The sequence below is a fragment of the Streptomyces sp. NPDC101160 genome, assembly GCF_044768205.1.
GTDB lineage: Bacteria > Actinomycetota > Actinomycetes > Streptomycetales > Streptomycetaceae > Streptomyces.
This window is the reverse complement of sequence record NZ_JBIWPJ010000002.1, coordinates 77,955-88,876: the sequence shown is the minus strand read 5'-3', so window position 1 is coordinate 88,876 and position 10,922 is coordinate 77,955. Positions and strand designations below refer to the sequence as shown.

Below are 10,922 nucleotides of genomic sequence, written 5' to 3'. Positions count from 1 at the left end.
GAGGATCGGCGGTGCGCGACAGGCTGCGGACCCGGTTTCGGTACTGGTTCGACGGGACGATGGACCGCGGCACACCCGCGCTGATCAGCTGGCTGGCGCTGGCCTCGCTGCTGCTCATCACCCTCGTCTCCACGCTGGTCGTGGCGTTCACGGACACCGACGCCGAGGACAACGGCGGCTGGCTCGGCGTCGCGTGGATGAGCCTGCTGCGCACGCTCGACGCCGGCACCATGGGCGGCGACACCGGCGGCCCCGTCTTCCTCGGGCTGATGCTCGCCGTGACAATCGGCGGCATCTTCATCGTCAGCGCGCTCATCGGTGTGCTGACCACCGGCCTCAACCAGAAGATCGACCAACTGCGCAAGGGCCGCTCGCAGCTGATCGAGCGCGGGCACACCATCGTGCTCGGCTGGTCGGACCAGGTCTTCACCGTGGTCGCCGAGCTGGTCGAGGCCAACCAGAGCGAGCGGCGCTCGTGCGTGGTGATCCTCGCCGACCGCGACAAGGTCGCGATGGAGGACGCGATCCGGGCGCGGATCCCGGACACCGGCAGCACCCGGGTCATCTGCCGCTCCGGCAACCCGCTCGTGCGGACCGACCTGGAACTGGTCAGCCCGGACACCGCGAAGTCGGTCATGGTGCTGCCGTCCGTGGGCCACGACCGGGACGTCGAGGTCATCAAGGTCCTGCTGCTCCTGCACAGCCGTACGTGGCGGGGCGCCCGCCCGCACATCGTGGCCGCCGTGCACGACTCGGAGAACCTCGCGGCGGCCCGGCTCGCGGCGGGTGAGGGCGCGCTCGTCATCGACGCCGAGGACATCGCCGTACGCCTCATCGCCCAGGCACACCGCCAGACGGGCCTGTCCGGCGTCTTCAACGAGCTGCTGAGCTTCGTCGGCAACGAGTTCTACCTCCGCGAGGAACCGGCCCTCGTCGGGAAGACGTACGGGGAGGCCCTGCACGCCTTCGAGATCGGGGCGCCGGCCGGGCTGCGCCGGAGGGGCGGGGAGGTGCTCGTCAATCCGGCCATGGACACCGTCGTCCACGCCGGCGACGAGCTCCTCGTGATCGCGGAGGACGACCTGCTGATCCGGCCCGCCCGGACCCGCCCCCGGGTCGTCGAGGAGGCCATCACCTCGGCGCCCGCCCAGCCGCCCGCCCTCGACCGCACGCTGCTCATCGGCGAGAACTCCCGCACGGCCAAGCTCGTCACCCTGCTCGACAGCTTCGTGCAGCCCGGCTCCACCCTCGACATAGCGGCGCCGCGCCGCCCCGAGACCGCGCTCGACCAGCCGGTGACGAACCTGACGGTGGGCTACAAGTACTGCGAGCCGACCCGCCGCTCCTCGCTCGAAGCCCTGGACCTGGGCGGCTACCGGCACATCGTCGTCCTCTCCGACGACACCGTCGCCCCCGGCCCCGCCGACGACCGGACGCTCGTCACCCTGCTCCACCTGCGCGACATCGAGGACGCGCTGGGCGACCCCTACTCGATCGTCACGGAGATGAACGACGACGCCAACCGCGAGGTCGCCCAGGTCACCAAGGCCGACGACTTCATCGTCAGCACCAAGGTGATCAGCCTGCTGCTCACCCAGCTGACCGAGAACCGTGCGCTGTACGACGTCTTCGTCGACCTCTTCAACCCGGAGGGCTCCGAGATCTACCTCAAGCCGGCGTCCGACTACGTGGTGCCGGGAGCCGAGGCCAACTTCGCCACGGTCGTCGAGGCGGCGCGGCGCGAGGGCGAGACGGCGATCGGCTACCGCCTCGCCCGGCACAGCGAGGAGCCGCCGACCTACGGCATCTTCCTCAACCCGTCGAAGACGGCCCCGCTGGTCCTCGGCCCGCAGGACGCGGTGGTGGTCCTCGCCGAGCAGTAGGCGGCGCGTCCCCCCGTAGACTTGGGGCTTCGATTCGGGCCGGAAGAGGAGCGCAGGGGTGGCGGCAGTCGCGGGCGGGGCCGCAGACGGAGCCGCGGACGGGTTCGCGGATCCTCCGGCCGAGGTGCTCGCGGAGGCCGCGGCCGCCTTCGGACTGCTCTCCTCGCCCGCGCGGCTGCACATCGTGTGGGCGCTGGCGCAGGGCGAGAGCGATGTGACGGGGCTCGCGGAACGCGTCGGCGGCGCGCTGCCGGCCGTCAGCCAGCACCTGACCAAGCTGAAGCTGGCGGGCCTGGTCGGCTCCCGGCGCGAGGGCCGGCGGCAGGTCTACTCCGTGGACGATCCCGACGTGGTGGCGGTGGTACGGGTGATGGTGGGCCAGCTCAGCGCCCGCACACCGGTACGGCGCCATGGCACCGGTGCCTGAGACGACCGCACCGGCCCCGGCACCCGAAGCGCTCACCTCGCTCACCGCGCTCCAGCTGCTGCGCCGGCTCGACAGCGGACCGCGCGGCCTGACCGACGAGGAGGCGACGCGCCGGCTCGCCCGGTACGGGGAGAACGTGCTGCCCGCCGGGCGGCCGGTGTCCCGGCCGCGGCGCTTCCTGCGCGCGCTGCGCGACCCGTTCACGGCGGTGCTGCTCTGCCTGGGCCTGATATCGACGGCCGTCGCCGCCTGGGGCACGGGCGCCGTGGTCCTCGCCCTGGTCGTGGTCAGCTGTCTGCTGCGCTCGACCGGCGAGCACCGGGCGGACCGGGCCATGGCCGCGCTGCGCGAGTCGGTGGCCGCGACCGCGACGGTGCTGCGCCGCCCGGCGCCCGACGGGCCGGCGCCGCCGCCCCGGGAGATCCCGGCGACGGAGCTGGTGCCGGGCGACGTCGTCCGGCTCGGCCCCGGCGACCTGGTGCCCGCCGACGTACGGCTCCTGCGCGCCAGTGGTCTGCGCGTCCACGAGGCCGCGCTCACCGGCGAGTCGGCGCCGGTCGCCAAGCATCCGCTCGACGCGCCGGACGGGGCAGGCGCGGGCCCCTTCGACCGGCCGCACCTGTGTTTCCTCGGCAGCAGCGTGGCGTACGGAAGCGCGACCGCCGTGGTCGTCGCCACCGGCGCCCGCACCCGCTCCGCCTCCGCGCACGTGCGCGAGCGGGCCGCCCGGCGGCGCCGGGACAGTGCCTTCGAGCAGGCCGTGCACGGCATCTCCTGGACGCTGATCCGCTTCATGCTGCTCACCCCGCCGCTCGTGCTCATGGCCGGCGCCGCGCTGCACGGGCGCGGCCTGGAGACGCTGCCCTTCGCGGTGGCGGTGGCGGTCGGGCTGACGCCGGAGATGCTGCCGGTCGTGGTGACGACCGTGCTCGCCCGGGGCGCCGCCCGGCTCGCCCGCGGCCACAAGGTGATCGTGAAGCGGCTGCCCGCGCTGCACGACCTCGGCGCGGTCGACACGCTCTGCCTGGACAAGACCGGCACCCTGACCCAGGACCGGCCGGTCGTCGTGCGGGCGGTGGACGCGCACGGCCGGGACGCGCCCGAGGTGCTGCGCTGGGCCGGCGTCAACGCCTGGTGGACGCTCCAGCTCGCCGAACTGCCCGCTCCCGACGCCCTCGACGAGGCGGTCCTCGACGCCGCCGATGCCGTCGCGGGCGGCGAGGTCCCGCTGGACGACCCGCTCGACGACTGCGACGGCGTGGCCGCGCTGCCCTTCGATCCGGTACGGCGCCTGGCGACCGCCGTCGTGCGCCGGCCGGGCCGGCTCGGCACGGACATCCTGGTGGTCAAGGGCGCGGTGGAGCAGGTGCTCGAACGGTGCGCCCTGGACGGGGCCGAGCGCGAGCGGCTGCTCGCGTGGGCGGCGCGCGAGGCGGACACGGGAGCCCGGCTGCTCGCGGTGGCGCTCGCGGACCGCCCGGCCCGCCGCCGGGAGTACACGCCGGCCGACGAGCGGGGCCTCGCCTTCCTCGGCTTCGTCGTGCTGCGCGACGCCCTCGCCCCGACGGCGGCCGCGGCGCTCGGCAGTCTCGCCGAGCGGGGCGTCGCGGTGCGGATCCTGACCGGCGACCATCCGGGCACCGCCGCGCACACCTGCCGTGAACTCGGCCTCGATCCGGGCCGGGTGCTCACCGCCGGGGACGTCGACCGGCTCGACGACGCCGAGCTCGCCGAGGCCCTCTCCCGTACGACCGTCTTCGCGCGCTGCGCCCCCGAGCACAAGGCGCGGATCGTGGCCGCCCTGCGCGCGGCGGGCCATGTGACCGGGTTCCTCGGCGACGGCGCCAACGACGTGCCCGCGCTGCACGCGGCGGACGTCGGCATCTGTCCGAAGGGCGCCGTCGACGTCGTACGGGAGACTGCGGACGTGGTCCTCGCCGAGAAGGACCTGGCGGCGGTCGACCACGCGGTCGCGGCGGGCCGGTTCTGCGGCGCGAACATCGCCACGTATCTGCGCGTCACGCTGTCGTCGAACCTCGGCAACGTCACGGCGATGCTCGCGGCGGCGCTCCTGCTGCCGTTCCTGCCGATGCTGCCGGCCCAGGTCCTCGTGCAGAACCTGTGCTTCGACGCCGCCCAGCTCGCCTTCGCCTACGACCGCCCCGACCCGGCCGCGCTGCGGCGCCCGGTCCGGCTGCGGCACCGCGGCTTCCTGCGCTTCATCGCGGGCTTCGGCGTGCTCAACGCGGTCGCGGACGTGGCCACCTTCGCGGTGCTCGTCCTCAGCACCTGGACGTCGGACCGGGCCCAGGAGCTCTTCCACGCGGGCTGGTTCACGGAGAACCTGCTCACCCAGGCGCTGGTCATGGTGGTGCTGCGCGGCACCCGCGGCGACGGCGCGCCGCCCGGCCCGGTCCGCCGCGCGGCCGCCGCCCTGGCGGCGGTCGGCCTCGTGCTGCCCCTGACCCCCCTGGGCCCGATGCTGGCGATGGCCCCGCTGCCGTCGCTGTACTACGTGCTGCTCGCGGCCGTGCTCGCGCTGTACGCGGTGGCGCTGCGGGTGGCGCGGAGGCGCTACGGACTCGCCGGGTCGTAGCCGTAGCGCGGCGGCCCGTCGGCCGGATGCGGGTCGAGCCGGTAGACGTGCACGGCGTCCACCTTCACCTCGCCCCTCACCTCGAGGCAGTCCGGATCCACCGCGCAGGGGTAGGTCACGAGCAGCATGCGCGGCCGGCCGGTCACCGTCACGCGCAGGCCGCTCGCGGGCCCGCCGACGAGCAGCGCGCTCTCCTGGTCCGTCATCTCGTCCACCCCCACGTCGCGACTTCAAAGCTTGCGCAACTATTGAACTATCATGGGGTGCCGTCACTCAAGCTCAGGAAAGGTGGCTCACGTGCTCCGCAACGCACTGGAACCGTGGCATCTGCTGCTCGTCGCGCTCGCGTTCATCCTTCTGTTCGGCTCGAAGAAGCTTCCGGACACCGCCCGCTCGCTCGGCAAGTCACTGCGCATCCTCAAGAGCGAGACCCGGGCGATGCGGGAGGACGGCACGACGACCGGACCGTCGGCCGCACCGGAGAACTGACCCGTCAGCCGATCGTCCACTGCTGCAGCGCGCCGCCCGTGTCCGGCTGCTGGGTGACCAGGGCGCCGTTCGCGGTCGACGCCGTGGTCAGCAGCAGACCGCTCTTCGCCGAGGCGAGGGTGTAGGCGCCGGAGGACAGCCGGGTGGCGGTCCAGCGCTGGTTGGCGCCGCCGTGACAGGGCCACTGGATGACGCGGGCGCCGGCGCTGGTGGAGCCGCCGTCGATGTCGGCGCACAGTCCGGAGGCGCCGTTCCTGAGCTCGTAGGTGCCGTCGGACTGCTGGGTGAAGGTCCACTTCTGGTTCGCGCCGGAGTTCGCGTTCCAGGTGACGAGCTGCGTGCCGTCGGCCGTGCTGCTGTTGGGGTCGTCGAGCGCCTTGCCGCCGGTGGTGAGGGTGTGCACGCCGTTCAGGTGGGTGGTGGCGGTGCCGGTCACCGTCAGCGTGAGCGCCTGCTCCCCCGCCGTACGGCTGCCGCCCACCGCGTTTCCGGTGCTGTTGGTCCAGCTGCGCACCGGCGTGGTCTCGGCGGTGCGCGAGGTGTCGGCGGAGAGGCCGACGACGAGACCGCTGTAGCGGTTGACGAGCTTGTACGTGCCGGTGGCGGCGTTGTCCGTCGGCGAGGCGCCCCGGACGACGAACCACTCCTGGCCCACGGTGGAGCCGCCCGCGCCCGCCGGGCCGACCGTCGGCTTGGCGCCCCAGGCGCGGCCGCCGGTGCCGGAGGCGTCGACGCCGAGCAGTTGCCCGCTGGCGGCGTTGGCGATGCGGTAGGAGCCGTCGCCCTTGGCCATGAAGGTCCAGGACTCGAGGGCCGAGCCGGTGGCAGCGGGCAGCGAGGTGGTGGCCGGGCTGCCCGTGGCGGCCTGGGCGAGGACCCGGCCGTCGGCGTTGGCGATGCGGTAGGTCTTGGTGGTGTCGACGGGCGCGGCGGGCGCGCTGGTGTCGATGCTCAGATTGACGTACTCGCTGCTGGAGCCGCCGGAGCAGCCGAAGGAGCAGTACGCGCGGAAGTTCCGGCCGACGATCCCGGACGCGGTCCGGTTGCCGCTGTCGAGGAACCAGCGGTACCAGGAGGCCGTCTTGTAGCTGCCGGTGTCGCCGAGCCTGAACCACTTCTGGGTGGTGAGGTCGTCGGTGGCGTAGAGCTCCTGCGGCGCGTTGCCGCTCTGGTCGACGGCCTGCGGCTCGCCGATGTAGAGCCCGAGGTACGCGTTGTACGTGATGTCCATGACGAACAGCGGCGAGGTCGGGGGCGTCAGGCCGGCCGCGACCTGCTGGCTGACCGTGCCCGCGTTGGCGGGGTCGTACTCCTTCGCCGGCGGCACGTACCCCGTGGTGCTGCTCGCGCCGACCGGCACCATGGTGCTCTCGCGGCCGCCGACACCGGGCTGCGTCCACGCGCCGCCGTACCACTTCCGCCAGGAGCCGCGGGCCATCTTCGAGGAGATCGGGGAGCGGGCGACATGGCCGTAGAACGCGGCCCAGCCGCCGCCCTTGTTCACGATCCGGGAGCCGTAGAAGGCGTAGAAGTAGCCGGAGGCGGTGTCGACGAAGAGCCGCGGGTCACCGGTGCCGTAGTGGTACGTCTGCTGCGGGAACGCGGTGGTGTCGCCGCGCCTGGTGCTGTACGGCGAGGTGATGACGTGGTCCCTGACGGTCCAGGTGCGGCCCTGGTCGGTGGAGACGGCGTAGTCGATGCCGTCGTAGTGGATGCCGTCGCCGAAGGGCTGCGGCGTGAACTCGTTGTGCACGAGGCCGTACCAGTCGCCGGTGTCCGGGTCGACCCAGACCCCGGCCAGGTCACAGTAGTTGCGGTGGGCGTAGCCGCTGCCGGCGGGCGCCTGGGTGGACTCGACGCCGGTGGGGCTGTTGTTGCAGCGCCAGGTGGTGTCGTTGTTGCGGTTGTTCGAGTTGGCCGGGTCGACCGCGTCGCTGATCGCGCCGGACCGGGCGGCGGTGTCGATGGTGCTGCCGGTGAAGAAGTTCCACTGGCGTGAGTCGTTCGCCCCGTAGAGGGCGTGGGACTGCTGGAAGTAGAAGGTGCCGTCCTTGTCGACGTAGGGGGCGGCGGGGGTGTCGTCGGGGTGGGTCCAGGAGCCCTTGGCGCCCACGGTGACGGTGTACGTGGCGGTGTCCGTCCTGGCGGTGCCCGTCCTGGCGGCTTTGCCGGCGCCGGTGGACGCGGCCGTGGCGGACGCGGCCGTGGCGGAGGACGGCGTGGCGAGCGTGCCGCCGGCCGCGAGGGCGAGCGCCGCGGCGGCGAGCGCACCGGTCAGCCTGCCCGCGAATGTGCTGCGCGGAGTTGTCACGAGTACTCCCTGTCGGAGGGGGTGTTCGAAGTCGTGCGGACCACGCGGCGCCGTTGGTGGCACGGACCCTAGGGGTTCTTTGACCGGTAAAACAAGGGGGCGGGCGTTCTTGACCACGAGATCGGTCGGGGCTACGTTGCGAGCCCGTGCGAGCGGTTCGACCGGGGCAGGACGGGGGCGCGCCATGGTGACCATGCAGGACGTGGCGGAGCGTGCCGGTGTCACCAAGCAGACCGTGTCCAACGTCGTGACCGGGCGCGTCGGCGTCCGCCCGGCCACCGAGGCGCGGGTGCGCGCCGCGATCGCCGAGCTCGGTTACGTACCGAACCTGGTCGCCCGCTCGCTGGCGACGGGCAGCACCCGCACGGTCGGTCTGTTCGTGCCGACCGTCTCGACGCCGTTCTACGCGGAGGTGGTCGAGGAGGTCGAGGACGCCCTGGAGGAGCGCGGCCACCACCTGCTCCTGTGCACCACGCGGCTCGACGGCGAGCGGGCCCGCCGCCATCTGGCGAGCCTCACCAGCCGCTCCGTCGACGCCCTCCTCATCGCCGGCGACCAGGACCTGACGGACCATCTGCCGCTGCTGGCCGGCGCCCGCTTCCCTGTGGTGCTGTGCGCGTGGGAGGCGGCGCTGCCCGAGGGGTTCCCGGTCGTCACGTTCGACTACACGCACGGCGGGCGCCTGGCCGGCCGCCATCTGCGCGAGCTCGGGCACGAGCGCGTTGCGGTCCTGGCCAGCCCCGCGCACACCGTACGGGTGGAGGGCTTCCGGAGGGCGTTCGCCGAGGACGGCATCGCCGTGCCGGACAGCGCCGTCCACACCGCCGCCGCCCCCACCTTCCAGGGCGGCCTCGCGGCGGCCCGCGCGGCCCTGCGCGCGGCCCCGGACACGACGGCCCTCTTCGCCACCCACGACGTGCTCGCGGCCGCGGCCGTGGAGGCGGCCCGCGCGGCGGGACTGCGCGTGCCGCAGGACCTGTCGGTCGTGGCCTACGACGACACGCCCGAGGGCCTGCTGTCCCGGTCTCCGCTGACGAGCGTGGTGCTGCCGAAGCGTCAGATGGCCCGGCAGGCAGTGGAGTTGCTCCTGCGGACGACCGGGAACGCAGCCCCCACGGCCCGTGAACCGCGGCTGCTCCTGCCGGAGTTGGTGAAGGGCGACAGTACGGCGGTCGCGCCTCCGGTCACCGGTGTACGGGCTTCCCGGCCACCGGCCCCACGTCGCCCGCGCCCGTCCGCGCCGGATCCCAGTAGCGGGCCAGCGCTCCCTCCGTGTACGGCGCCGGGCTGACGCTGAGGTCGCCGGCGAACGGGCGGTCGAGGACCACCACCAGGAGCAGGCTGAAGCCGATGAGCCCGGCGACCGAGGCGACGAAGAGCAACTGGATCCGCAGCTTGCGCATGCCGTAGAGGAAGGTGAGCGGGATCAGCACGATCGCGCCACCGAACGCCAGGATCTGCAGCAGCGGCGGGAGTTCCTGCTCGGCCATGTTCAGTCGGGCCCGCCGCTGCCCGGCGACGTCGTTGAGGTGGCCGACGGCCTGCTCGTAGAACACCTCCTCGCGCGGCCCCTTCGGGTCGTACGTCTGCAGCACCTCGAACGCGTTCACCAGATAGCTCTCGGTGGCCCCGTAACTCGGCTGCCCCGCCCGCATCCTGGGCCACTGCTTGTCCACCACCGCGTGCACGTAACCACTGAGCGCGCTGTCCAGGTTCTCCCGGACGGGGGCCGGGAACGCGGCGCCGTCCCGGGCGATGAGGGCGACGTCGGTGGCCTCGGTGGCGACGATGGTCTGGGTGTTGTCCAGCTGCGTCCAGAGCGTGACGATCACGAACGCGAGGATGATCCCGTAGATCGCTCCGAACATCCCCAGCGTCACCCCGACCATGTCGTTGTGCTCCCCCTCCGCCAGCGACGGGTACCGGCGCCGGAGCAGCAGGCTGCCGACGACGGCGAGGACGACCGTGGCACCGACGGTGCAGACCGTCAGGGTGAAGGTGCTGAAGTGGTTGAGCAGCCAGAGGGACATGTGACGGGAGTCTAGGTACGCGGGGCCCGGGCGGAGCGCTCCCGCGGACCCTGGCGGGGGCTGATCACTCGCCCGGGTGGGGGAAGGAACGCGAGGTTGCCACCGCATGCGGATTCCGTCCGACTTCGGGGCCGTGAACGAGGTCGTCGCGGGCCGCGCCGGCTCGGTCGCGGTCACCCTCCTCACCGACGGCGGCGTACGCGTGGCCGATGACGCGGACACCGATGGTGAATCCGACGGGCGCGACCTGGAAGCCCTGTTGACCACGTTCTACGCCGGGGCGCGGCCGCGCGGCCGCCATGACGTGCCCGTGTCGCTTTTCGGCGTCGGGCCGTTCGTCACCAACGCCCTGGCGAGTCACCTCAGGGCCGAGGTGCGGCGTGGCGGGACGCGCTGGGTCCAGGAATACGCGCGAGGCGTCGCGCTCGCCCCGCCCGCCGCCGCGGGTCCGGCGAGCGGAAGCGGAACCGAGATCACCTTCCGCCCCGACCCGGAGATCTTCGAGACCGTCGAGTTCTCCTACGACGCACTCGGGGAGCGCCTCAGAGAACTGGCGTTCCTGAACCGAGAGTTGGACATCACACTCACCGACGAACGCGATCCGGGCGGCGCTTTGCGCTCGGAGCGGTTGCGGTACCCGGCCGGCGCGCGGGACTTCGTCGCGTTCCTGGGCGGGAGGGCCGGGGCACAGCCCGGCATCATCGGCTTCGAGCGCGACGATCCGCGCATGGCGGGCACGGTCGAGGTGGCCCTGCGATGGAGCGACTCCCCCGAGGAACAGATCCGAAGCTTCGCCAACAGCAGGCCCACCCCTCAAGGAGGCACGCATGAGGAGGGCTTCCGCGACGGCATGACGGCCGCCGTCGGCGCGTACGCGCGCGAGCAGCGGCTGATCGGCCCGGCGGATCCCGGACCGGGCGCCGCGCACGTCGGCGTGGGCCTCACGGCGGTCGTGTCGGTGAAGCTGGACGCACCCGAGTTCCACGGTGCCACGCACGGGGCGCTCGGCGGGACCGCGGTGCGCGACCGCGTCGCGGAGACCGTGCGGGAGGAACTCGGCGCATGGCTGGGGCGGCATCCGGAGCAGGCCGCGGCCGTCGTGGGCCGGATCGTTCGGGCCGCCCGCCAGGGCTAGGGGGTGTCCGGCGGAGCAGGGCGGCCCCGGCCACGATCCGCCCGACGGGCC

Annotated in this window: 9 protein-coding genes; 6 read left to right on the top strand and 3 right to left on the bottom strand. The window is 73.2% G+C overall.

Translation table 11 applies throughout. The annotated features are described in order from the left end of the window. Positions 1–11 precede the first annotated feature (11 nt). The 3 genes from ACIRSU_RS05935 to mgtA are packed head-to-tail and all read left to right on the top strand — an operon-like array spanning position 12 to position 4,906. Positions 12–1,883, top strand: coding sequence for a potassium transporter TrkA (locus tag ACIRSU_RS05935; RefSeq protein WP_403789483.1), 1,872 nt, complete (start codon positions 12–14; stop codon positions 1,881–1,883). A gap of 58 nt (positions 1,884–1,941) precedes the next feature. Then, positions 1,942–2,310 carry an ArsR/SmtB family transcription factor gene (locus ACIRSU_RS05930; protein ID WP_403789482.1) on the top strand — a complete coding sequence of 123 codons (369 nt, stop codon included), beginning with the start codon at positions 1,942–1,944 and terminating at the stop codon, positions 2,308–2,310. Further along, positions 2,294–4,906 carry a magnesium-translocating P-type ATPase gene (mgtA, locus tag ACIRSU_RS05925; protein ID WP_403789481.1) on the top strand — a complete coding sequence of 871 codons (2,613 nt, stop codon included), beginning with the start codon at positions 2,294–2,296 and terminating at the stop codon, positions 4,904–4,906. The genes ACIRSU_RS05930 and mgtA overlap by 17 nt, the downstream gene beginning before the upstream one ends. Here mgtA and ACIRSU_RS05920 read toward each other — a convergent pair. Then, positions 4,885–5,112, bottom strand: a complete 228-nt coding sequence (locus ACIRSU_RS05920) for a hypothetical protein (RefSeq protein WP_403789480.1) — start codon at positions 5,110–5,112, stop codon at positions 4,885–4,887. The two genes, mgtA and ACIRSU_RS05920, sit on opposite strands and share 22 nt — an antisense overlap. Before the next feature lie 91 nt (positions 5,113–5,203). On the opposite strand from ACIRSU_RS05920, the gene tatA reads away from it, so the two are divergent. Continuing rightward, positions 5,204–5,395: a Sec-independent protein translocase subunit TatA gene (tatA, locus tag ACIRSU_RS05915; protein WP_403789479.1), complete on the top strand. Its 192-nt coding sequence runs from the start codon at positions 5,204–5,206 to the stop codon at positions 5,393–5,395. Between the two features lie 4 nt (positions 5,396–5,399). On the opposite strand, the gene ACIRSU_RS05910 is transcribed toward tatA, so the two are convergent. Then, complete coding sequence (locus ACIRSU_RS05910) at positions 5,400–7,706, bottom strand: RICIN domain-containing protein (protein ID WP_403789478.1); 2,307 nt, start codon at positions 7,704–7,706, stop codon at positions 5,400–5,402. Between the two features lie 184 nt (positions 7,707–7,890). Here ACIRSU_RS05910 and ACIRSU_RS05905 point away from each other — a divergent pair, with 184 nt between their 5' ends. Further along, on the top strand, positions 7,891–8,997 hold the full coding sequence (locus tag ACIRSU_RS05905; protein ID WP_403789477.1) for a LacI family DNA-binding transcriptional regulator: 1,107 nt from the start codon (positions 7,891–7,893) through the stop codon (positions 8,995–8,997). Here the strand turns inward: ACIRSU_RS05905 and ACIRSU_RS05900 are convergent. After that, entirely contained in the window at positions 8,891–9,736 is an 846-nt protein-coding gene (locus ACIRSU_RS05900) for a hypothetical protein (protein WP_403789476.1), read from the bottom strand. The genes ACIRSU_RS05905 and ACIRSU_RS05900 overlap by 107 nt on opposite strands. A 106-nt stretch (positions 9,737–9,842) precedes the next feature. Between ACIRSU_RS05900 and ACIRSU_RS05895 the strand changes: the two genes are divergently transcribed. After that, complete coding sequence (locus ACIRSU_RS05895) at positions 9,843–10,871, top strand: DNA gyrase subunit B (RefSeq protein WP_403789475.1); 1,029 nt, start codon at positions 9,843–9,845, stop codon at positions 10,869–10,871. The last annotated feature ends 51 nt before the right edge of the window (positions 10,872–10,922 follow it).

What these genes read in the sequence shown, in the direction of transcription:
- mgtA (WP_403789481.1), top strand. Translation starts at nt 2,294, where the DNA reads ATGGCACCGGTGCCTGAGACGACCGCACCGGCCCCGGCACCCGAAGCG.
- ACIRSU_RS05920 (WP_403789480.1), bottom strand. Translation starts at nt 5,112, where the DNA reads ATGACGGACCAGGAGAGCGCGCTGCTCGTCGGCGGGCCCGCGAGCGGC.
- ACIRSU_RS05905 (WP_403789477.1), top strand. Translation starts at nt 7,891, where the DNA reads ATGGTGACCATGCAGGACGTGGCGGAGCGTGCCGGTGTCACCAAGCAG.
- ACIRSU_RS05900 (WP_403789476.1), bottom strand. Translation starts at nt 9,736, where the DNA reads ATGTCCCTCTGGCTGCTCAACCACTTCAGCACCTTCACCCTGACGGTC.
- ACIRSU_RS05895 (WP_403789475.1), top strand. Translation starts at nt 9,843, where the DNA reads ATGCGGATTCCGTCCGACTTCGGGGCCGTGAACGAGGTCGTCGCGGGC.